The organism is Candidatus Eremiobacterota bacterium (genome assembly GCA_031082125.1).
In the GTDB taxonomy this organism is placed as follows: domain Bacteria; phylum Vulcanimicrobiota; class CADAWZ01; order CADAWZ01; family Ess09-12; genus Ess09-12.
In genome coordinates, this window is sequence record JAVHLM010000013.1 from 107,601 (window position 1) to 130,634 (window position 23,034).

Annotated in this window: 15 protein-coding genes; 7 read left to right on the forward strand and 8 right to left on the reverse strand. The window is 55.4% G+C overall.

Annotation, left to right across the window (positions count from 1 at the left end):
- Positions 1 to 74: 74 nt before the first annotated feature.
- The 3 genes from RDV48_15725 to RDV48_15735 are packed head-to-tail and all read right to left on the reverse strand — an operon-like array spanning position 75 to position 3,507.
- Positions 75 to 2,444: an endonuclease MutS2 gene (locus tag RDV48_15725; GenBank protein ID MDQ7824250.1), complete on the reverse strand. Its 2,370-nt coding sequence runs from the start codon at positions 2,442 to 2,444 to the stop codon at positions 75 to 77.
- A gap of 17 nt (positions 2,445 to 2,461) precedes the next feature.
- Entirely contained in the window at positions 2,462 to 3,238 is a 777-nt protein-coding gene (gene surE, locus RDV48_15730; GenBank protein ID MDQ7824251.1) for a 5'/3'-nucleotidase SurE, read from the reverse strand.
- A gap of 47 nt (positions 3,239 to 3,285) precedes the next feature.
- Positions 3,286 to 3,507, reverse strand: coding sequence for a hypothetical protein (locus tag RDV48_15735; GenBank protein MDQ7824252.1), 222 nt, complete (start codon positions 3,505 to 3,507; stop codon positions 3,286 to 3,288).
- Positions 3,508 to 3,655: 148 nt separating this feature from the next.
- Between RDV48_15735 and RDV48_15740 the strand changes: the two genes are divergently transcribed.
- Entirely contained in the window at positions 3,656 to 9,352 is a 5,697-nt protein-coding gene (locus tag RDV48_15740; protein ID MDQ7824253.1) for a tetratricopeptide repeat protein, read from the forward strand.
- Here the strand turns inward: RDV48_15740 and RDV48_15745 are convergent.
- The 3 genes from RDV48_15745 to RDV48_15755 form a co-directional block, all read right to left on the reverse strand.
- Positions 9,321 to 11,525, reverse strand: a complete 2,205-nt coding sequence (locus RDV48_15745; GenBank protein MDQ7824254.1) for an ABC transporter permease — start codon at positions 11,523 to 11,525, stop codon at positions 9,321 to 9,323. The genes RDV48_15740 and RDV48_15745 overlap by 32 nt on opposite strands.
- Positions 11,515 to 12,537 (reverse strand): ABC transporter ATP-binding protein, encoded by a 1,023-nt coding sequence (locus RDV48_15750; GenBank protein ID MDQ7824255.1) that lies wholly within the window; start codon positions 12,535 to 12,537, stop codon positions 11,515 to 11,517. The genes RDV48_15745 and RDV48_15750 overlap by 11 nt, the downstream gene beginning before the upstream one ends.
- A gap of 132 nt (positions 12,538 to 12,669) precedes the next feature.
- A complete protein-coding gene (locus tag RDV48_15755; GenBank protein ID MDQ7824256.1) occupies positions 12,670 to 13,788 on the reverse strand; it encodes an ADP-ribosylglycohydrolase family protein in 1,119 nt (372 codons plus the stop codon).
- Between the two features lie 115 nt (positions 13,789 to 13,903).
- Here RDV48_15755 and RDV48_15760 point away from each other — a divergent pair, with 115 nt between their 5' ends.
- On the forward strand, positions 13,904 to 14,389 hold the full coding sequence (locus RDV48_15760; GenBank protein MDQ7824257.1) for a tetratricopeptide repeat protein: 486 nt from the start codon (positions 13,904 to 13,906) through the stop codon (positions 14,387 to 14,389).
- A 34-nt stretch (positions 14,390 to 14,423) separates the two neighbouring features.
- Here the strand turns inward: RDV48_15760 and RDV48_15765 are convergent, their stop codons facing one another.
- Positions 14,424 to 15,467, reverse strand: a complete 1,044-nt coding sequence (locus tag RDV48_15765) for a DHH family phosphoesterase (GenBank protein ID MDQ7824258.1) — start codon at positions 15,465 to 15,467, stop codon at positions 14,424 to 14,426.
- Positions 15,468 to 15,479: 12 nt separating this feature from the next.
- Entirely contained in the window at positions 15,480 to 16,031 is a 552-nt protein-coding gene (locus RDV48_15770) for a flavin reductase family protein (GenBank protein MDQ7824259.1), read from the reverse strand.
- A gap of 175 nt (positions 16,032 to 16,206) precedes the next feature.
- Between RDV48_15770 and RDV48_15775 the strand changes: the two genes are divergently transcribed.
- The 5 genes from RDV48_15775 to RDV48_15795 all read left to right on the forward strand — a co-directional run bounded on the left by RDV48_15775 (position 16,207) and on the right by RDV48_15795 (position 23,033).
- Positions 16,207 to 18,045 carry a transglutaminase domain-containing protein gene (locus RDV48_15775; protein MDQ7824260.1) on the forward strand — a complete coding sequence of 613 codons (1,839 nt, stop codon included), beginning with the start codon at positions 16,207 to 16,209 and terminating at the stop codon, positions 18,043 to 18,045.
- Complete coding sequence (locus RDV48_15780) at positions 18,042 to 19,538, forward strand: radical SAM protein (protein MDQ7824261.1); 1,497 nt, start codon at positions 18,042 to 18,044, stop codon at positions 19,536 to 19,538. The genes RDV48_15775 and RDV48_15780 overlap by 4 nt, the downstream gene beginning before the upstream one ends.
- Positions 19,531 to 20,751 carry a hypothetical protein gene (locus RDV48_15785; GenBank protein MDQ7824262.1) on the forward strand — a complete coding sequence of 407 codons (1,221 nt, stop codon included), beginning with the start codon at positions 19,531 to 19,533 and terminating at the stop codon, positions 20,749 to 20,751. Before RDV48_15780 ends, RDV48_15785 begins: the two co-directional genes overlap by 8 nt.
- Positions 20,752 to 20,760: 9 nt before the next feature.
- Complete coding sequence (locus RDV48_15790; protein MDQ7824263.1) at positions 20,761 to 21,891, forward strand: clostripain-related cysteine peptidase; 1,131 nt, start codon at positions 20,761 to 20,763, stop codon at positions 21,889 to 21,891.
- 107 nt (positions 21,892 to 21,998) lie between these two features.
- Positions 21,999 to 23,033 carry a hypothetical protein gene (locus RDV48_15795; GenBank protein MDQ7824264.1) on the forward strand — a complete coding sequence of 345 codons (1,035 nt, stop codon included), beginning with the start codon at positions 21,999 to 22,001 and terminating at the stop codon, positions 23,031 to 23,033.
- Position 23,034: the final 1 nt, after the last annotated feature.

Consider the following 23,034-nt stretch of genomic DNA (forward strand, 5'->3'; position numbering starts at 1 on the left):
CGAGGCTCCTTTCCTCTCTCATCTCATTATACCATCAAGGGGGAAATCACGCCAGCAGGGAAGCATCGCAACAGCTAGGCCAGGGTGACGACGGTGACGCCCCAGCTCCCCTCGCGGGCTTCTCCGGGGCGGAAATTCAGGACCTTGGGGTGCTTCCTGAGGAAAAGGTGCACCGCTTTCCTGAGCGCCCCTGTCCCCTTTCCATGGACTACCTGGAATGACGTGATTCCCGCTGCCAGGGCATCGTCCATGTACTTTCCGAGCCGGAAGATCGCCTCGTCCACATAGGCGCCGAGGAGCTCAATGCGCTCGGGAAAATCACTTCTTTCCGGGGTATCGCTCTGCAAGGGCTTCTCATCCCTCTTCCTGGTCCCGCCCGGGCGCCGGATACTCCAGAGGGGAAGCTTCATCTTTATCTTTTCCACCTGCAGGTACACCTCATCCTCCCTGATGTCAATTATGGCGGCCTCCTTGTTCATTGAAGGGATGAAGACCACGTCGCCGGCCTTGAGAGATTCGAGAGCTCCATGGAGGCCAGGCACCTCCTTCTTCTTTCTGAATCCCTCGAGGCGCCCGAGGATGGCGTCAAACCTGCTGAAGGTCTCCTGTGCAATAGTCTCGGCATCTTCCTTTGACGGCTTCGTGCTCTTTGCCAGCAGGCTCATACGTTTCCTGAAATCCTTGAGGCTCTGTTTTATCTCGTTTTTCGCCGAGCCGATGATCATCTCGGCCTCTGAAAAGGCCTCGGTAAGGATCTCCGACTCCTCCGTCTTTACCTGCGAGAGCTCTTCTTCATACCTGCTCTTGAGGGCCTGGGCCTCTTTCCTGAATTTCTCCTTTAGAAAGAGCTCCTGCTCCATCTTTTTCTCCTTGGCCTCAATATCCTCAAGGAGCCTGTCAAGCTCGACGTAATCGTGGGTAATGAGCTCCTCAGCGCGCTTTACCAGCCCGCCGGGGAGGCCCAGCTTTCCGGCGATGGTGAGGGCGCAGGAGCGTCCAGGGATGCCCACGATCACCCTGTACGAGGGGAGGAGGGTCTCGCTGTCAAATTCCATGGCGGCGTTCCTTGCCAGGGGGTGGTTCGCCGCAAAATATTTCAGCTCTCCGTAATGGGTTGTCACTACGGACCTGATGCCCCTGGAGGCCAGGTGCTCCAGGATGGCTATTCCCAGCGCCGTGCCCTCCTTGGGATCGGTCCCCGCACCCAGCTCGTCGAGGAGGACCAGGGAGCGCTCATCAACACTTCTGATGATGTGGATTATCTGGCTCATATGGGAGGAGAAGGTGCTCAGGTTCTGCGTGATGCTCTGCTCGTCTCCGATATCGGAGAATATTGACGAGAAGATACCTATCTCCGTGCCCTCGTCGGCGATGAGGGGCATTCCCGAGAGGGCCATCATCGCGAAGAGCCCGACGGTCTTGAGCGTGACTGTCTTTCCGCCCGTGTTGGGCCCTGTGATAACGAGAGCCGAGTAGTCCCTTCCCAGCTCGATGTCAATGGGGATGGCTTTTTCTCCCAGAAGGGGATGGCGCGCCTTTTTCAGGTTGATGTACCCCGAGCTGTTGAGGGCAGGGAGGACTGCCTTGTGTTTTTTTGCAAAGAGCGCCAGGGCGTTCACCATGTCCAGGTGGGCAAGCACCTCGTGGTTTTTTGCAAGGGCTCCGCTGTTTTGCGCCACCATCGCGGAGAGGCTCCTGAGTATGCGGCTGATCTCTTCCTTCTCCTCGTTCTTTAACTGGCGGAGCTCGTTGTTGGAGGCCACAACTTCCATGGGCTCCATGAAGACCGTGGCGCCGCTCGTGGAGCTGTCAAGGACAAGCCCTTCAAAGACACCCCGGTATTCCTGCTTGACAGGAATGACATAACGGCCTTCCCGCATGGTGACAAGGTGCTCCTGGAACATTTTCTGGAGCCCGTGATCTCTCAGCAGCGAACCTATCTTGTGATGGATCCTCTCCTCGAGTCCTGCCATGCGGTACCTTATGTCGGAGAGCTCGGGGCTCGCAGAGTCAAGGATAAGCCCCTGGTCGTCAAAAGTCCTGTCCAGGGCCTCCCTGAGGGGAGGAATGAGGGTCAGCTCCTGGAGCGTTTTCAGGATGAAGGGGAGGTGAGCCCATGTGAGAAGGGATTTTTTGAGGGCGGTGACGACGGCGAGATTTCTCCTGAGGCAGATGAAGTCCTGGGGGCCGAGCACGATATCCTTTGTGGAGGCAAGGATTACATCCCTCAGGTCGCTGAGGCCCGCCATCTCGGGAGAATAGCCCTCCTCGAACAGCTCCAGGACCTGGCGGATCTTGTTCTGCAGCTCGTATATCCCGTCGGGAGCATCCATGGGCTCGAGGCGCAGGAGGGCCTGGGAGCCAGGCTCCCACTGGGCATACTTCGAGACAAGGGCTTTTACCTCGCTGAACTCAAGAACTTTCTGGGCATGGCCGTCAACCACGGGATTTCTCCCTCCCTTCAGGATTCTTTAAGGATACGGGGGAGATCCCATTCCTTGAGGCTGCCCATGGTGGCATGGCATGTAAGGTCAAGCTGCAGGGGTGTCACAGAGACATAGTTCCTGGAAAGGGCATCGAAATCAGTACCCTTTTCCTTGTTGCCTGAGGGATTGCTGTAGTTAAACCAGAAATAATCATGGCCGCGGGGATCCCTTCTCTTCAGGAAGCTCTGGACATAGGAGCTCCTGCCCTGGCGGGTGATGGCGATTCCCTTTATATCGTCAAGTTCCACGCTGGGCACATTGACGTTCAGCAGGGTCCGCGGGGGAAGCCCGTAAGACAGGACGAGGGGCACGAGCCTTAAGGCTATGACAGCTGCAGTATCATAGCGCGGATCCTGGAATTCGCCCACCGATACGGCCATAGAGGGAATTCCCCTGAGGGCGCCCTCCATTGCCGATGAGACCGTACCGGAGTATGTGATGTCATCACCGATGTTGGGACCCCTGTTGATGCCCGTGATGATGATGTCGGGCCGCTTTTTTTTCATGAGGTGAGTGAGGCCGAGGAGGATGCAGTCCGTGGGCGTGCCTGTCGATGAGTATATCTGGCAATGTTTCTCCCTTACGACCCGGTGCATCCTGAGAGGGTGGAAAAAAGTGATCCCATGGCCTATGGCGCTTCTCTCCTGGTGGGGAGCGACGGCGATGACATTGCCAAGCCTCTTTGCTTCATCAATAAGTGCGATGAGTCCCGGGGCGTTTATCCCGTCATCATTGGTAATAAGTATATCCATCCTTCACCTGACACGTCCTCAGAGGCACAGTGAATTCAGGGCGTCTGTCAGCCGCGGTTCTGCTTGGGGCAGTAAGTGCCGCGCTTCCCCTTTTCAAGAAGCTGCTCCGCTTCGTGAATGAGCTCCTTTACCTTTTCGCTCCTGGGATCACTGTCGGGATCGAGGGAGTGGCAGTAGGAGATAAGCGCGAATATGCTTATCGAGAGCAGGATACCTATCCCCATCGCCCCGAGGAACCAGCACATCTTCTTCTCGCTGTTGTCGTTCAATGTCCATACCCCCATCTGTGATGTCTCTCACATGTTCTCGCAAGGCGAGGAAAAACCTTCTCCCGTGAGAGGCTCCCGGGGGAATTTCTTTGAAATATTTACCTTGCTACGCCTTCGTGATATAATGAAATTTAATGGAGCATGCCCTATGGACAGCAAAGTGATGAAAATTCACAAGATACTCAGGGTGCTGAGCGGATCGTTCACCCCCATGGAATTGAGCATCCAGCATGACTATGGCGCTGAGACCATGGCATGGAAGTCCCTCACCCACCTCTTTGGTGTGCGCTTTAAAAAGGGGGAGACCGTGCCTTCCCTCCTTTTTTTCGTGAAGGGGAAAGATCCGCTCTACTGCATAGAGGCGAATTCTTTCAATTACAGGGCTTTTTTGAAGGATGATTTCTCGACCCGCAGGGAAGCGAACTTCCTCAGCCTTGTGAAATTCTTCAATTATCATGCCGACGAAGCTTACGTGGACTGGCCCCTCAGGGATTGCATGAAAGGCGGCCTCAACCTGCTCCCCCTTTTTTCCGATCAGAAGAAATTGACGGAATACTGTTATTCGTCCAGGGAAAAGGTGCTGGAGAAGAAGCCCGAAAAGGCTGAGGCCCCTAGAGAGGACAGCCTGATCGCGGTCTTCAGGAGAAAGCTGGACATCTTCGCCACCCGCAGGAAGGAAGCCATGAAGTTCTTCTCCAGGGGGCAGGCCCTCCTGGCAAAGATGAGAAAGAGCGAAGAGGAACAGGAGCTTAAGGGTGATGAGCACCTCTCGGTGATGCTGAAGGCAGCCGATGAATTCGAGCGCTCCCTCCAGGTTGACCCCTTCACGCTCCATTCCTGCATAGCCCTCGGCGAGATATACCAGGACCTCGAGGAATATGAGAAGGCCCTGGAAAACTTTCTCAGTGCCGTTGAGATGAATCCCGATTTCGACGGTCAGAAGGAGGTGGCATACCTTGTCTACTCGATGGGGATCGCCTCCATATACAGGGCCATGGGAAACAAGGAGGGCGAGCGCTGGGCACTTTCCGAATATCTCGGTTATTTCCCCAGAGGAAAGGATGCGGCGGCAATTGCCGAGTTTTTCTCCCAGTGCGACTCCGTGAAGAGCGACTGGTACCAGTTCTACAGCCATGGAATCGATCTCATCCACAAGAAGCAGTATCAGCAGGCCCTGGACATCCTCGGCACCTCCATCTCAATCTATCCTGTATTCAGGTGGTGCCATCACTGGAAAGCCCAGGCCCTCATCGAGCTGGGGAAGGTGAAGGAGGCCTTTGACTCATTTATAATCGCCAACAAGTATTATTATAATGTATTTACCGACATGGATCTCGCAAAACTTTTCCAGGGCCAGGGAAAGCACGAGCAGGCACAGGAGTATCTGAGAAGGGTTGTGCAGATTGTCCCCCGCTTTGCTCTCCCCCATATGCAGCTCGGCAGGTTCCTTTACCACGTTGACAGGGATGAGACAGAAAGCTTTGAATCCCTGATGAAGGCCGTGGAAATCAACCCGAATGGTGATTTTGTCGCCGAAGCCGAGCAGATAGTGAGCCAGATAAGCGAAGCGCAGAAGGAAAGAAGGGAAAAAGTAATCACCTCCCGCAAGGAGTGGCATAAAGGCGACATCATTGAGAAAAATTACGAGGTTCTTGAAAGTCACAAGGGGGGAATGGGCATTGTCTATATCGTGAAGGATCTCTCAAGCGGGCAGGTATATGCCCTCAAGAGCTTCCAGGAGCAGTTTCTCTGGAATGAGAGGATCCTCAAGATGTTTATCAAGGAGGCCGAAATCTGGGTCAAGCTGGGAAGCCACAGGAACATAGTGCAGGCCCGGACTTTCAAGAACCTTGACGGGAAGCCCTACATTTTCCTTGAATACATCGACGGCACAGATCTGGAGCACATGCTCTACGAGGGTGTATTCGACGTGCAGATGGCCATGGAATATGCCCTGCAGTTCTGCGAGGGGATGAATTACGCCTCCAAGAAACTGGGGATAGTGCACCAGGACATCAAGCCCTCCAACTGCCTCATCACCAATGAGGGAGTGCTCAAGATAACAGATTTCGGCCTGGTGAAGGTTTTCTCTGAGGACGCCGGGGAGAAAATAGAGAGGATAAGGTCAAAGAAGAACGATGATGACCCTATCTCCAGCGGCGGAGCCGTGGGGACATTTCCTTACATGTCACCCGAGCAGTTTTCAAGAGCCACGGGGGTGAGCACCTCGTCAGACATATACTCCTTCGGCGCCATGTTCTTCGAAATGCTCCTTGGCACCCCTCCATTCGGCGATGAAAGCATTGAGGAGTGCATCCATGGCCACCTCAATAAGGCTCCCGCCGATCCCTGCAGAGTCCGCAACGATATCCCCCATGAAGTCTGTGAGATCATCCTGAGATGCCTGAAAAAACACCCCCATGAGCGCTTCGGCGATTTCGAGGAGCTGATTCTGGCCCTGAACGTGGCATACGAGAATATCTTCGGGATAAGTTACAGCTTCAGCGGAGCCGCCGGAGAGACCACCATCGATGAGCTTATCCACCGCGGCGAATCGCTTATGACCCTCATGCGCTACAAGGAGGCCCTGGAGATCTTTGACGAAGGCCTGGAGCTTGAGCCTGAGATGGCAAAGCTCATCGTGGCAAAGGCGGAATGCCTTTACAGGGTGGGCCAGACAGAGGAGGCAATGAAGTATTTTGATATTGCCGTGGCAAAAGAGCCCGAAAATGCAGATATATGGCATAACCGAGGGAATCTGTATGCCTCTATGAAGAATTACAGGGAAGCCCTTTACTGCTATGACAAGGCGCTGGCCATTGACTCCGAAAGAGCCGAGGTATGGTCAATGAAGGGCGTCCTCTACGATCTTCAGGGCTACAGGAAGGAGGCTCTCAGGTGCTATGACCGCGCCCTCAAGAGCAATCCGAGGCTTTCCGAGGCCTGGAACAACAAGGGAAACCTCCTTAACAAGATGGACAAGATACAGGAGGCTATCGAGTGCTACACCAAGGCCATTGAGATAAATCCGCGTTACCTGATGGCATGGTTCAACAAGGGAGTGCTTCTGCAGAAGATAAATTCCCACAAGGATGCCATTGAATCCTTCGTGAGAGTCACCGAGATAGATTCCACCTTTGTAAATGCCTGGGTGGGCTGCGGCGTCTCCTCATTCAAGCTCAACGATATCGAGAAGGCGCTTGAATACTACGATATGGCCATTGAACTGCAGCCCGGCAACCCGCAGTTCTGGATCTTCAAGGGAAACTGCCTCTATGAGATGGGCCGGCTGGAGAGTGCCACAAGCTGCATAGACAGGGCTCTCAGGCTGAACCAGGCTGATATAAGGGCATGGATAAGCAAGGGAGTCATCATGGGAGAGCTCCATTATTTCGATCATGCCATCAAATCATATGAAAAGGCGCTGGAGCTCAATCCCCATAATGATTTTGTCATCAAGGCGCTGGAGAGGCTGAAGTCAAAGGAGAGCAGGGTCCAGCAGTTCCTGCTGGTCGCGGCGGGCTCCCCGGTAATTGCAAGATTCCAGGATGAGGAGCTTGAAGTGTGCGAGGGTGACTGCGAAAATATCCTGCACCATCACGATTCGCTCCTTGAGATGTATCCTGACGATCCGATAGTGAAATACAGGAAGGCCCTCGTGCTGCTCCTCACGGGAAGGGACAGCGAGGCGCTGGAGCTTTTTGAGCATATCCAGGCATACTGCTCCGAAAAGCCTATCCCCAATCTCAAGGAGGAGCGCGTTAAGTATGCCCAGGTGCAGCATGAGAAGACTTCCAGGAAGGGCGGTATCCTTGAGCGCCTTACGGGCAAGGAGAAATTCACCCATACCCAGTGGTTCAGCGAAGGGATGAAATTTTATCAGAGCGGGGACCACGTGCAGGCGGTAAAGAGCTTTGAAAACTGCCTGCGCACCCATCCTGAGGTCATAGATGCCTGGAAATTTGCCGCCCTCTCCCTTATCGAGCTGGGATATTCCGATGAGGCTCTGGATACCGTGGCCAAAGGAATAGCAAGGGCGCCTCTCTCTCCAGAGCTCTGGGCAGTCAAGGGAGCCATTCATGAGAGGTCCCACAGGATATCTGATGCCATAGAAGCTTATGACATTGCCCTTCTCATTTTTCCAGGCTACTTTGAGGGATGGCTCAAGGCCATACTCTGCCTGGAAGGGGTCACTCACTACAGCCTGGCCAAGGAATACGCGGTAAAGGCCCTCAGGTACGCCGAGGCCCGCCATGACAGGAAGGGCCCCCGCGATCCCCTCCTTTATCAGACGATAAGCAAGTTTTCATCGGTCCTGGAGAGGTACGAGATCTCGAAGAAATACCAGGATGTCGTCTTCTCCGGGGGCCAGGATGATTACCATCTGTGGATACTTCGCGGTGATGCCCATTTCCGCCTTGGTGAGTTCCCTGAGGCGGTGAAATTTCTCAGGCGCGTCATCGAGAGTTATCCCGAAAACAAGGGGGCGCTCCTGCGCCTTGCCCTCTGCTACCGCGAGACCGGTGAATATGACGATGCCCTTGCCACCCTGCAGAGACTCATTGAACAGGCCCCCTCTTTTGAGTACGGCCTCTTTTACATGGCCATCATGCTGGGGGAGCTGAACGAGAAGGAGGAGGGGAACAGGTTCCTGAATGAGGCAATTGAGAAGGCGCCTCATCTTCCCCTGCTCTGGGAGGCACGGGGAATCTTCCTGTTCCTCCAGGGCAAGGAAAAAGAAGCCCTCTGGTGCTTTGACAAGAGCCTTGAGCTGAATCACTGGGACGTGACCATATGGCTTAACAAGGGCATCGTTCTCAACAAGGCGTGCAAGCCCTCAGATGCCGTCTACTGCTTTGACAGGATATTGAAAATTGACAGGGAGAACTTCCGCTCCCTCTTTTTCAAGAGCCTTTCCCTGCTGATGATGAAGGAATGGACTGCAGCCATTGAATGCTGCAACAAGGTCCTGGAGATTAATCCCCGGGTCGTTGACCCATGGATTTTCAAGAGCGTCGCCCTTTACAGGACCGACAAGTTCCAGGAGGCCCTCCATTCTCTTGACAGGGCCCTTGAAATAGATCCTGAAAGGGCGGAGATATGGAACAACAGGGGTGTGCTCCAGAGAAAGATGGAAAAGCTCGAGGACGCCATCAAATGCTACAACAAAGCCATTGATATTGATTACAAGTGTGTTCTTGCCTGGTATAACAAGGGCTGCTGGCTTTCAGAGATAAACAGGCTCGAGGAAGCCATTGAATGCTATGACTCCGCTCTGGAGGCAGAAGCACGCCACGCCCTCTCGTGGAGGGAGAAGGGTCACTGCCATTTCGAGCTGAAAAGATACCAGGAGGCCCTTCGATGCTATGAGATGTGCCTCAAGCTTGACCCGGCCTCTGCAGAATGCTGGAACAGCAAGGGGCTCACGGTGTTCCAGGGGGGGCGCCTGGAGGAGAGTCTCTTCTGCTTTGAGAAGTCAATCGAGCGTGACGGGCAGAATGCCGATGTGCTCAACAACAGAGGGGTGGTGCTTGGGCTTCTTAACAGGCGCAAGGAAGCCCTGGAGGTCTTCTCACGCGTCTTCGCCATTGATGATGAGCATCAGGGCGCCCTCTACAACAGGATCCTTATCCTGGCCAAGCAGAATTTTTCTGAGGAAGCTGAAAACGAATACAGGCGCCTCAGGGAGATACATCCGGATTTCGTACGCCCTCTCCCGGGGCTTGAATCCAATGACTTCATCATATCGTCTCTGAAGCGCTCATCGGCATCCCACATTCTGATAGAGTACAAGCTTGATTACAAGCTCTATATCAGAAAGCCCCCTCATTTCTTCCTTGTCTGACTCCCAGTCCCGCCTCTGCGAGGAAGCCTTCAGGTGTCTTTGAGGGCAGGGGACAGGCCCTGAGCACCTCTTTTTGGGAGGGATCGGCCAAGCTGCCGATGCCCTGCGCTGCGAAGAGGTAAGTGATCAGGCCCAGGAAGAGGAGGCATACCGCAAGAGCAAGGAGGGGAACAGTGGGGATGTTGAGAGAGCTGAAGGCGGGATTGTTGAGAAGCGACGGCATGAAGGTGAAGGGAGCCGTAAGGGGCGAGACTGCCCATACGGCGAAGAGAGTGAAGAAGCAAATGCCGAATGCCGTCAATATCTTGGGAAGATTAGTGTTCTTCTTCGCAAGCAAAAGGGTGACCATGATAAAGAGCAACAGCGCAGGAGTGAGAAGTACCGAGATCGCCATGAAAAGCGGCGCTATGAGGGGAACTATGAAAAACGCCAGGAAGATGTACTTGAGGCCCTTGCTGTGAGCCTCATTGCTTGTGGCTGAAGTCGCCGAGGCCCGGAAGCCGAGCACCGCCGACGCGATAAGGAGCAGAACCGAATAGAGGTAAAAGCTCACGACCTCCATGAAATGAAGGTTCCCCGTCACCACGAAGAAAAGGAGCACAGGGAACACGACAGTCATCTGGATAAGGGGGAGAATGAGAGCTCCCAGAATCTTGCCGGTGAAAAGCCGGATCGGCGTCATTCCAGAGAGGGCCAGGTCGTCCCACACACGGCGCTCCTTTTCGCCCGTAACCGATGAGACGGTGAAGCAGCAGCCCCTTATGGAGATATAGAGGAGGAAGAGCCAGATTGCCCCGATGAGCCCGCACCTTATGGTTTCCTGGTTTACTGCGAGATACTCGTCGCGGGAAAGTGAGGCTGTCCGAGTATTGGAAGGTTTTTCAGTGAGCATGGCGCTCCCGGTGCCTGCCACCGGAGAAGAGCCGTAGTGCTGCGCATGGGTCCGGTAAGCCACAGGCTCCTCTTTCACAAGCTTTTTGGGAAGAGGGATACCTGCGGACTTGTACATGGTCCACCGGAGACACCCGATAAGGGTATGCCTGCTGAGGGTGAACACCGTTCCCTGGTATGTTCTGATGACAGGCTTTATTGAGAGCTGAGATGAGTTCCCCGGGTCTGATGATGCCGGGGCGCTCACCACGAATGAAGTGTTCCGCGGCTGAGCCCTGGGATTCTCGAAATTGCAGAGGGCCCATGAGCGGGCATAAAGATAGGGCGCCAGGAAGAGCACGATGAAGACCAGATAACCGGGAAGCCTTCCGGCGCCGTGGCGGATCTGGTAGGATATCTCCCGGAGAAATGCGGGGTTCCTCAAGTATTGGACGGCACCCGGAAAGGCGTCATAGAACCATTTCGGCCCCCAGCCCTTCAGGAAGACATCGGTCGCCTTTCTCCTCAGGTAGACCCATGAAGGCCCGCCCTGCTCGTAAACGGTCACGGAGAAGTGCCATATCATGCAGAGGAAAAGGGGAACAAGCAGGAAGAATGACCAGGGAAGGATCATCCAGGCACCGTTCATCGCCTGGGGAAGGACAAGGGCATAGAGGGCCACGAGGGGGCTCACGGAGCTGAAGACAGGGGGCATGGAGCCTGTCACAAAGACTGCCGAGAGCACAAGGTCCAGGAGGGGAGTCCCCAGAACCCAGAGAAGCTTCAGTATCCACCCCAGCACAATGGCCTGGGAGCTGCTCCGCGAGAGGGAGGAGATCAGGAACCCCCCAAGCAGGGAGACGCATCCCGAGAGAAAGGCGATGAGCAGTACTGCCATGGCTCCGGAGAAACCGTATTCCGACGTGAGGCCCAGCAGCAGTATCGTGGGAGAGACGGCAAGGAGCAGGCGGCAGAGCGCCATGAACTCCGGCAGCAGCTTCCCGGAGATTACCGCGCCAGGATCCAGGCAGGTGAGCCTCAGGCTGTCGATGGTCTTCTTTTCTCGCTCGCCGCTCATTGAGGTAAGGGCTGTCGAGCCTATCAGGAGCACAGAGAGCAGAATAAGCGCCGCCGAGGCCACGGTAAAAACCGTGCAGCTGCAGAGCTGCATGAGTCTCAGTGCCAGGGCGGGGACGGCGAAGCAGCACGCGATACGCAGGATTGAGAGGCCTGACAGCCATGCGAGCCTGGGCTGTGCGAGCTTTTCCGAGGTCAGGTAAACAGGATTTTCCTTATAGGCCATGATTTTTATCCTCCCATCCTCCGTATGCCTTGGTGATGTTGAGATAGGCTGTCTGCAGAGTCGGATGCTCCTCGTAGAAAGAGCTTATGGGGAAGCCTTCGTTTACAAGGCTCCTGAGAAGGTTCACCGGCGTGTCCCCCCTGTCATCCCTGAGGTGAAAGAGTATGGTTTCGCCGTCCCACCTTATGTCCTCGACAGCCCCGTTTTTCCTGAGCTTCTCGAAGAGCTGATCCTTGCTCGAGGTGGCGGAGAGGCGTATCCGCCTGCTGCCCCGCTCGTCAATCATTCTCCTGGTGCTTTCCGAGCAGATGAGGCAGCCTTTCTTGATGACGCCGATGGTGTCGCTTATGTCGGCCAGGTCATCAAGGACATGGGATGAGATGATTATCGTCACCTCCCTCGAGGCGAGGCCCCTCAGGAGCTCCCTGAGCTCGAGGCGGGCGAGGGGGTCAAGGCCGCTCGCAGGCTCATCGAGGAGCAGGAGCTTCGGCTTGTGGATCAGGCACCTCCCCAGGCTCAGCCGCTGCTTCATTCCCCTGGAAAGGCTCTCAACGACGGCCTCCTGCATCTCGGTCATTCCCACAAGGTGCATGGTCTCATCTACTGCGTAAGGGCGAAGATTGTCGGGGATAAAATATGCTCTCGCAAAAAATTCAAAATACTCCCTCACCGTCATGTCTTCATAAACCCCCAGAAAGTCCGGCATAAAGCCGATGATGGAGCGGATTTTCACTTTTTCTGAGAGGGGGTGGCCGCATATCGTCACCATCCCCGAATCGCAGGGGATCAGGGTGGCAAGAATTCTCAGGAGCGTTGTCTTGCCTGCCCCGTTGGGTCCCACGAGGCCGAGAATCTCCCCCCTTGAAAGCTCAAAGCTTATGTCGTTCAGGGCAATCACAAGGCCGTAGCGTTTGACAAGGCCTCGCACGGAAACGGCAGGTCCGTCTCCCGGGGGGGGCTCACCATCGCTCTTCTCTCTGTGGTAAGGACGTTCATCCAGTTTTTTCATCATGGTACTTCCTGACATGCTATTCCCTCAGATTTGTTTTTTCTACGCTTCAGTCGCCGGCCGGGAAGAGTTATTTCTATTATAGCAGAAAAATTTTCTCCGTAACAGACTCCCGCCTCCCCCCGCCCTGCAAGATCAATAAGGAGGGAGCAGTCTCCTGAATCCGTGGAGAAGCACGATAAGGGCAAAGAAGAGATTTCTTGGGAGAATCCCCCACAGAGGGAGAGAAAGGGGCCTGGCCTTTCCAGGGGCCTCGCAGGCATCGCCGAGTCTCTCCCCAAGTTTTCTCATCCATGCCGGTGAGCGGGGCCACTCGAGCAGATCCTCAATCCATGGTGAGGGAATTCCCTCGAGGCCCACGTGGGATCCGATGATGCCTCCGAGTATGGCTGCTGTGGTGTCCGTATCTCCTCCGCAGCGGATAATCCCCGTGATCCCGCCCTTGAAATCCTGCTGGTGGCTTAGCCAGGCATGGATCACCACGGGCACCGTATGGCAGATATAGCCGCTCACCCCTTTGGGGGGGCATATCAGGGAGGCGAACTCTGCGGTGCTGATGCCTTTATCCACGCTTTCCAGCCCCTTCTCAATGAGGGGGAGGAGTTCCCCGCCCTCTTCAGTGATGACATTTTCCAGTGACGAGCGGTACGTGGCTGTTGATACAGGCTCTTTCCGCCCTGAAGCGAGAGAAGAAGCGCAGGCTACTGCCAGGGCTCCCATATGAGCCCTGGCGTCACGGTGGGTGATCCCGGTGGAGAGCTCGGTGAGCTTTCTCAGCCTCCGATAGTCATTCCCGCAGAATACGCCAATAATGGGGCTTCTCATCGCCGGGCCGTTCCCTGCCGAGCTGACGCCGCTCCTCTCGGGTGAGATCCCTGCAATCAGCCTGAGCCCCGACCTGAGGGTCGCGAAACCCACACCGGCAGGGAGAAGAAGGAGCCATACCTTGATGAGCCTCGCCAGTTCATGGATGAAAGCTTCCTCGCTTGCTCCCGCGGTGAGAAGGGCCTGGGCAGTCATCGAGGCATGCTCAGAATCGTCGGAGCACATCCCTTTCCCCAGCAGAAAGGAGTACCGTTCAAGGCTGGGGAAAAGGCGGATCTGTCTTTCCCTTGAGAGGCCCTCCATGGGGAGGCCCATGGCATCGCCTACTGCAGTGCCGATCAGGCAGCCCCTGAGTGCGTCAGTTTTTGCCGAGAGAGCTTCCTCTTCCACCTTGTTCTCCCCTCCAGAAGAAATATTCCATTTCTCCACAGGCCCCTCCTCTCCCGTCCCGCCTGCAGGACCCTGTCAAGTGACTTTGCCCCATGGGAGGATTTGCAGCAAAATATGAAGAAACCTATTTTTGAATTCCAAGTGAGGTCATGAAATGAACGAAGAGGAATTAACAATAAAATTACATCACCGGAGGGCCACGACTTTTGTCAAGGAAAAGAAGCTGGCCGAGGCTATCCGTGAGCTCCAGGAAGTCATCAGGATCAATCCCAAGGATTTCACCTCTTATTTCATGATGGCCCAGATTTACTTTGCCTCCAAGAAATATGACGTGGCAGACAAGTTCTGCCAGCAGGCAATCATTGTGAACCCCCAGGATGTGCGTCCCTGGCTCATACTCGGGAACATCTACATCGCCCGCCAGGACTATGACACTGCCATTTCCCAGCTCCCCAAGGGCATCCAGACCGATCCAAAGAACTACCAGCTCAAATATCTCCTTGGTTACAGCTATGCCAAGAAGAAAGATTACCCCAAGGCGAAGCAGTATCTTGAAGAGGCGCTGACAATAGAGCCTGGAAACAAGCAGGCCCAGCAGGCACTTGAAGTGGTGCAGAAAGCCCTCGCGAATCCCCAGTAGGACCTTCCTTCACCCTGCGGCTTTTTCCATTATGCTATGACGGATCGATGTCGAGAAACCTCATCTCTTCCTTGAGATGCTTATTGTTTTTCGCCCCTGCCTTGTGGTGGAGCAGCACCCTGTCCATTATGAAGCGCTTTATGGCTTCATCGGTGGCCGGAAGGTATTCCGGGGGGATGTTCTTCAGGGGCACTTCTGCCCTTGAAGCAAAGCGGTGGCCTCCTGCCCTGCCGAATTTCTGAAAGGCCCTTGTGGCGATTTTTCCCACATCCTTGCGCTCCTTCCACGATCTCATCGTGATGATGACACATTTCTGGTGCAGCTGGGAGACGATGCTCCAGTAAGTGCCCCGCACCCTGAGCAGAAAGTCGGCGATGACGGCGGAGAACTCACTCCTCTCAATGATGCCCAGGTGAACATATGCCATGGTGTGGGAGAAGGTCACCTCCTGGAGGGCCTTGATAAAATATTTCAGCTGCTTGCGGAGTATTTCGGACCCTTCGATTATCCTGAGGGTCTCGACCTTTATCCTGGGGAGGAGATGGCTGAGGACATTGAGATCTTTATCGTTGCTGATCCTTCTGAACATGTCCGTGTCCGTCTTTATGGCATAATAGAGGGCTGTGGCAAGCCGGGGCGTTATGGGTATCCCGGCTTCTATAAGATATTCCGTGAGGATGGTGGCCGTTGCCCCGTAGGAGGGCCTTATGTCCCTGAATGGAATGGATGGGTCGTGTTCATCGGGGTGGTGGTCGATAACGGCCGTTATCTTGAGGCTGCCTGTGGCGGGATTATGGGAAGGCTGCCCGTCAAGCATCACAAGCTTTGAGTACCAGGTCAGGTCAGTCTGGCGCAGGTACAGGTGCCTGAGCCTCAGAAGCCTCAGCATGGTCTGGTTGTCGGGACGGCGGGTCTCGCCGATGTGAATGGTGTCAATATGGGCTGTCCTTGGCTTCAGAATGGCCTGAAGCGCCATAGCGCTCGCTATGGCGTCGGGATCGGGCACTATCAGGATGGCCACTCTGTCCCTTTTTTTGAAAAGCCTGAAAAGATGCTGCAGTTTTTCCTTCGTGGGCATTGTCCTCCGCGATCAGGCCTTCACTGTTTTCCCGTCAAGAACAAAATGGCTCCCGCCAAGGTGGTGAATCGTTCGGTATTCTTCCCTGTCGAGCTTCCATATCTCCTCGAAGGCCTCCTTTTCCACGGAAACAGCCTTGACATGGGCAAGGAAAAGGTTATAGGTCTCTATCAGGGAAGGGTCGTTTATTATTTCGCATTCAAGGTGGCCGATGCACTCCCTGATAAGGGGAGCTTTCACCGCTGATGCCTTTTCGGCCGTGAGGCCGTACTTCTCGAATTTGTCAAGATCGGCTCCTGTCACGGAGCCGCAGGCGTTCACGACGGTGAGAAGGCCCGCCGGGGGAATGTTCACGGTAAATTCCCTGTGTTTCCGTATCCATTCAAAGGAATAATTCCCCTTCCCAATGACGGCACCTATTATTGGCGGATCGTGCCTGACGGGCATAATCCAGGCTATCGGCAGGCAGTTTACCCGGTTTTTTTCCGTCTGGCAGGCTACGAGGACCAGGGGGCCGTGGTTGATGAGCCTGTTCGCATTTCTCAAGGGGATCTTCACTTTCATGGCAGCACCTCCCTTTTCGGTGAAAGGACTCACATCACTTTCTCTATGGAATGGAAATCTCCTTCAGTCCAGGTTCTGATGCTTCCGGGCCGCCTGGAGCCCATGGCATAAAGAGCCTGGAAGGAGGTCCCGGGGCTCATGGCATATATTATTCTTTCAGGACGGCAGCTTCAGCATGAATAAATTCCACAGGACAGCAGAGAAGGGGCAGGCATCGCTCATCATTATTGAGCTCATGCTCTTGATGATCATATTCGCATGCATTCCGCCCGGTGAAGCAGGCCTGCAGCGCCGGCCTCCCGAGGCAGGCGAGACATTTCGCTCCCATCTCACCTTGATGGTGACGATTCAGAACATGAGCAGCAGCGAAAAAGTGAAGGGGCACCTTCTGCTGCCTCTTCCTTCCAGCTATGCTCCCTTCCAGCAGGTGGAGCACCTGGAGTCCAGGCCCTGCCCCTGCTTTGTGACGGCTCTCGAAGATAACAGGCCTGCCGGAGTGTATGAGGTCCGGCTTGATCCCGGCGCCGAAGAGAAGATTCTGCTTTCTTTTGATGCCGCTGCGGCGAGTGTGAGGATTCCTCTCTCTGAAGCTTCTTCCCGCAGAGACAGCCGGCCGCCGGAGGCACTGTATCTCAGGCCTGACGGCGAAGTGCGGCCTGACATCCAGGCGATCAGAGCCCTTGCCCTGTCGGCAGTTGAAGGGGAAAGGAACCCTTATTACCGGATGGTGAAAATCTATGATTACATGAGAAAGAATTTCACTTTCAGGGAAGGGAACATGCGGCGTTCCCTTGAGGAGATCCTGAAGGACCGCACGGTCCAGTGTAGTGACGCCATCATCCTTTTCGTATCGCTGTGCAGGGCTGCGGAAATTCCCGCCCGCATCGTGGGAGGGCTTTATATCTCCCACGAGAAAGTTTATTTCCCCCAGACCCATTCGTGGGCTGAAGTCTATCTCCAGGGCCCGGGGTGGGTTCCTGTCGATCCTACCCTCGGGAGGTTTGACAACCGCTCAAGGCTCCTCTCCCTCGGGGGGAGGAACTGCTTTTACCTGCAGCTCTTCAGCAACCAGGCTGATCTTGGAGTATTCACGGCCGAAGGCGGCCAGGGGGCCATTCCCCGCATGAGGGTCCAGATGGCCCTCTCTTCAGCTTATCTTGAGCACAGGAAAAAAGGAAGATCGATCGGCCTTGTTCCCGCGACGAGTGGCAGAGCCTCTCCTGCAAGATTCAGGGAGGAATGCTGCCCTGCCGCAATGAAGGCCTATGAGAGAGGGCTGACGCTTTACCGGCAGGGGAAGCGCAATGATGCATACCCGGAGCTCCAGGCGGCAGCCAATGATTCGCCGAGGTTTATCAGGGCGCACCGCCAGCTTATCACCTGTGCTTTCGAGCTCTCAAGGGGCCGATCCCTGTCAAGGCACTATGAGGCCATGGCATCGGCCGATCCTTCCAGCGTCTATGCCAGATACTACCAGGGCCTCTGCGCACTCCACATGGAGCACTATGGCAGGGCTGAAGATCTTCTCCTCGGGTGCGAAAAGGATGGCCTTGTCTCATCGGACATTTACCACAGCATCGCTTATCTCTACCTTTCCACAGGACAGCTTGAAAGAGGCGAGTCCTATGCCTCCCGGGCCCTCGGGGCCGAGGGGGACCATTTCCCTGTGCTCGTGAATCTTCTCAGCATGCTCCAGGATGCCGAGGAATGGGAGAAAGTAGTGTACTGGTCCAAAAAAGGGCTTGTGGAATACCCCGGAAACTTTCTGCTGATGGGCCAGGCCGGTTATGGCCTCATTATGCAGGGGAAGCCCTCTGAAGCTCTTTATTTCCTTGAGGGAGCGGCACAGAAAGAGCCCTCCATGGGATGGTTCCATGCTCTGATAGGATGGGCTTACAGGGATCTTGGCGACAGGGAGAGAGCCCGGGAGTGCCTGGAGAAAGGGCTGGCTCTCAGGAAAGGAATAGCTGACGACCGGTTTTACCGGAATATGCTCGAGGAGCTCAGGAAATGACAGAGATTCTTGTCAAGGCGGGAAGAAGGGAGAAGTCCGCCCTTTACGGCAATATCGGGGCTGAGGCACCTCCTCCTCAGCTTTCACGGCACGCCATTGAACAGAGTGCCCTCCATCTGGTGCTCTCGCCCTTCGTGCATTTCTGGAAAAAAAGGGAGAGGGCTTTTGCATTTCATTCGCTGCTGCTGAAAAGAATCTATGGAGACCCTGCCCTGTATGTGCTCCTCCAGTTTCTCTCCAGGGAGCCCACCACAAGGAGCCTTGAGCACCTGGAGCCCCATGCGCGGAATGCCCTGGCCAGGTATATTCCCGCCTTGGTGGAGAGCTCTTTTCTCGTCACTGCCTCCCCTGATCCGCTCAGGATTCTGGATGCTTACAGGAGCCATCCTTCAGTTTCCAGGCCTGATTTCCAGGTGATGTACCTCCTCCTCACCCATCTCTGCAACCTTAAGTGCCATTACTGCTTTTTCGTGCCCACGCCCTCGAGGGCCTACGCTCACCCCTCCATGGACAGGGATACAGCAAGGCTCAGCGTGGAGCTTTTCGACAGGGTCCTGGGAAGGAGCCCCGTGAGCCCTGTGGTGATTCTTTACGGCGGCGAGCCTCTTTTGAACTGGGACACCCTGGCTTATGCGGTGAAGCTCATCAGATCAATGGAAAGGAGGGGCGCTTTCGGCGGCCGCGAGGTCACGATAGAGCTTTTTACCAATGCAACCCTCGTTACTAACGCAATGGCAGGCTTTTTTAAGAAGCATGGAGTTCTTCCCCTTGTGTCCCTTGATGGCTTCAAGCATCATCACGACAAGATGAGGTTAGAGTCCTCGGGGAAAGGCTCCTATGAGAGGGCTCTTCGCGGCTTCAGCATGATGCGCCGCCAGGGCATAGAGCCTGCAGTGGGCTGTACCCTCGGCCCTCACAATATCGATGACCTGGAGGAAATCGCCTGCTTTTTCAAGGAAACCCTCGGTGTCGGCGACATCAGGATTTTCGCCGTGAGGGGCCTGCCCGGAGACAACCCCTATGAGCTTCCCCCCCCGGTGATGACAGGAAGGCTCATCTCGCTCTGGAAGTCACCATGGGGACCGCATCTGGAAGAGATTCTTCCCTCCGGTATCCTCTCATCTCTTGCAGGGGAGAGGTGCACCTTTCACTCCTGCGACACGGCGGTGCAGCTTTCGGTAATGCCCGACGGGAGCGCGGGTCCCTGCATCAACCTTGCGGAAGAGTTCCAGTGCCTCTGGGGAAACGTGAGGGACGCCGGCATCGCCGAAGCCATGCTGAAGGGCGGGATGAGCACGCGGTGGAGGAAGCGCTCGCCCCTCAATGATGATAAGTGCCTCCCATGCATAGGGCTCGCCCTCTGCGGCGGGGGATGCGCCCACGATGCCTGGTCCAAGACAGGATCCCCCGATGAGAAGGATGAGCGGCAGTGCCGCACGATCCCTCCTCTTGTGAGATGGGCTGTCGAGGTCTCGGGAGGCAGCGGTGAGTGAGGCAGGGAATCCCACGGGAATCTTGACGCTCTCACCCTGTGTCTTTCGCCGCTTCGGCGGCGGGATGACTATCCTGTACCACTCTCTCTCGCTGAAAGTCATGGTCGGCGGAGAGCTTCTTCGCCAGCTCTGCTCTCTCCTCTCCCGGTCCGGCGGGCATCCCGTCAGAATGCTCCCCGGTGAGCTCAGGGAAGGAGGGGGCCTCGCCGCTTTGCTGAACGACGGATTTCTCACCGTGGCCGGCGGAGATCCTCTTGAGCCTCTCAGAGCTCTTGAAGGGGCCCTTCACCCCGCCGTGAGGAGCCTCCGAATTCTTTCCCCCGGGCCTGCTGACCTCTCTGAGAGCCTTGAGCTTTTTGCCTCACTTGCTCCACGCTCTCTGAAAGGCCGCAGAATAATCATTGATTTCGGGGGAGGCCCCCCAGAGTGGCCTCTCATTGAAGGAATAGCGGCGCTTGTAAAAAATGAGTTTCATGGAGCGCTTGGCGACGTAGCCCTGGAAATACGTGCAGCTTTTAAAGGCATCGATAAGGAAAAGGGACGGCTCCTCACAGCCAATGATATGAATATCCGCCATCTCTGGCAGGGCGCCGGGGAAGAGCACCTCTCCAGGAGCCTTAAGGCCTTCGCCTCCATGGGCCTGCGCCCCCATGTGGCGCTTCCCGTGGATTTCACCAATGTGACGCGGCTTTCCGAATTGTGCCGGTTTCTCTCCCATGACCTTGAGTGCCGCGATATCTGGCTCCTGCCCTCGTTTCTCCAGCGCGGCGGCCCCGTGCCGGCCAGATTCGCCGCGGGAAAGATGATAGAAGCCTTCTGCCTTCTGAGGAGGTCCGGTGCGAGAGAACACACCATTCTTGAAAAAATTGATGCCTTCGTGAACGAGGTGCCGCTCTTTCACAGCGGTGAATGCGGTCATGAGCAGCTCATCCTTGCTCCCGGCAGAAATAAAGTTATGAACAGCCCATCAGAGAAACATTCTTCACCGGGAGAATGCCTGAGGTGCCCTGCTGCCGGTCTCTGTGGAATGAGCTGCCGGTGCCTGAGCGGTGCCACCTCGATGGAATGCACCGGGGCATACTATCTCTTCAATATGACAGTGCTGGAATGGATGCTTGATGAGCTGGCCATGAATATGAATCCCATCGCCGGGACATTTCCTGTCTGGCCTGCAGCGAAGGCGGCGAAAAGCCGCCGCCAGTATCACTCTTGAAAGCAGGGCATGATGAAAGAACTCTCGGTGCTGATATATCTTGCGGGAAATAACGATCTTTCAGCAGCGGCGTCCCGCCACTGGGGGCTCCTCAGGGACCTTTCCATTCCTCAGGGTGTGGCCCTCTCGGTGCAGTATGACACGCAGGGTGGAGGGGGAAAGACTTTCAGGCTCGGCGCCGACTCTTCCGGCAGGAGGATTGTGACACTCAAGCCGAGAGACTCTTCTTCGCCGGACCACCTTGCCGAGTTCCTCTGCTGGTCCATGGCAAGGGCCCCGGCAAAAAGACAGGTGCTTCTCCTTTTCTGCCATTCCGACGGGTTTATCGGTCTTCTGGAGAGTGATGCCTCGGGGCGCACCATGGCGCTCCCCGCCTTCAGGGGAGCCCTGGAGGGCACCCTGGCAAAGACAGGAAGACCTCTGGACATGCTGATTTTTGACTGCTGTTTCATGGCCATGGCAGAAGTGGCCTACGAGCTGAAAAAGCTCTGCCCCCTGATACTTGCCTCCCAGGACGAGCTGCCTGGTGACGGGCTCCCCCTTGTTTCTCTGCTTGAGGTGCTTTTCCGCCCGGCAGGCAGGGAGGCCCGGGGAATGAGGCAGATAGCGGCATCCCTTGTGAGATCCCTCGCAATGGAGGCCCTTTCAGGAGAGGGAATGACCCACCGTCTTTTCGTTCCGCAGTTCTGCGCCATTGAAACGGCACCTTTGACCGAACTGGCCCGCCAGTTCAGGCTTTTTACCGCCGGCCTCTGTGAAAACTTAGAATGCTGCGGCGCCGTTGCTGAGGCGGGCCGCCGAGCCCAGCGTTCTGGGAATTTCGCGTGGAACCGTGAGCCGTACCGATCTTTTGTAGATGTCTGGCATTTCTGCACCCTGCTCCTGGAGAACCTGTCGATCCCGGAAGCGATCAGAGAGACAGCGGGAAGGATTGCCGTGCTTGTGGAGAGCCTTGTCGTGGAGAATACCCGGTGGGGCGATGAGACAAGGAATTCCCATGGCCTTTCCTTCTATTTTCCCCGGACCTCCCGGGCGATTCCCGGGGGAGCAGCAAAAAAATACGGCTATGGGGACCTTCTGTGGGAGAGGGATACCTCGTGGGGCCGGAGCGGGATTAATTCTTTCGGGCTATGGCATTAATAAAGGAATCATGGTACAATGAAGGGAGAGTGACTGGCAGAGTTTTTCGAAGACCAGCATTGGTGAGTATAATCAACGAAGCATAAGACGGAGCATCATACATAGTGGTGAATACAAGCATCAGGGGCTGCAGCACACTCGCTGCAATAGTAATGTTCGTTTTTCTTCTGCTAGGGGGATACCCCCTGGAAGCTTCTGGTGTCCCTTATGAAATCAATCTCTCCTCCAGGCTCCTCATCAACTCCTATAATATTCTCGCTGACGGCTGCGAGGTCCCCGATTATGTCACTCCCATGAGGCTCGACCTGCAAAGCGACAACGGCACATTCTGCGCTCTCGTCATCAGGGAAAAGGTGGATAAGGCCTCGCCGCTCTATCATATTATCTCATCCATGAAGATGGGGGCGGCAGAGAAAAAGCAGCTTCTCAGGAATATCACCGATGGCACCCTGATCATCTATTTTGATGCCGGGGCCAGGCCTGACCGCCTTCTCAACAACAGGATGATCTTTGAAGCAGAGCTTGAAAGAGCGGGATTCAGCAAGTCAGACATCAAGCCCGACTTCATAGTGCTCTCCCATTCCCACAATGGTGAAATCGTGGCCCTCCAGGAGGCTCTTCCCAATACTCCTGTCTTCGTCACCCTTGATATGAAGAATGGAATCGTGCTGGAGGACAGGACCATACCGATCAAGAACAAGGTTATTCTCAAGCCGGGAGTGACACCCCTCACCGATCACATATCCCTGATCTCCACTGTCTTCCAGATGGCACCGCCGACCAAGGTCATACAGAAAGGGCAGATATTCAATCGGAAAAAAGATTCCTCCGACCCTCCCGAGTATGAAAGTGCCCTTGCGGTAAATACCAGGGACGGAGTCGCCCTCTTTGGCACCTGCATGCATTGCTCCTTCCTGGGAGTGGTGAAAACAGCAATGAAGTTCTACCGGAAAGATATTATACTGTACTGCGGCGGATTTGAGAATGATTCCTCGGCGATCCCGAAGGCATTGAAGCTCTCCCCCTCGATGGAGTTCTACCTCCACCACTGCGCGCCTGTGGAGTCGCTGCAATGGAAATATGGGGAGAGCCGCATACACAGAATAAGGCTTGGCGAGAGGGTCCTCATCAATCCCTATTGAA